General features: G+C 71.6%; 1 protein-coding gene. It reads right to left on the minus strand.

From position 1 onward, the window contains the following. Positions 1-257, minus strand: a 257-nt coding sequence (locus SB773_RS32985; protein ID WP_410594636.1) for a hypothetical protein, incomplete at both ends; no start/stop codon positions are given.

A 257-nucleotide genomic window follows, 5' to 3' on the forward strand; every position in this document is an offset into this window, starting at 1 on the left:
GGTATCCCGCCGCGAAGAGGAGCTGACCGGTGATGGCCTGGCCGATGCCCGGGATCAGCTGCAGGAGGCCGATGAACGACGTCACCGCCAGCAGCGCATAGGTGACGATCGGCTTGCCGCTGCTCCGGCCGGCGAGCATGACCGGTTCGCCCGGCCGCACACCCGCATCCCGCATCGTGTCGAGCGCTGCGCGGGAGACCGTCGGCTCCACACCGCCGCCGATCAGCAGGTCGGCCGTGAGGTCGTTGGGCGCGGCG

The sequence above is a fragment of the Bacillus sp. SIMBA_074 genome (assembly GCF_046534555.1).
Taxonomy (GTDB): domain Bacteria; phylum Bacillota; class Bacilli; order Bacillales; family Bacillaceae_G; genus Bacillus_A; species Bacillus_A mycoides.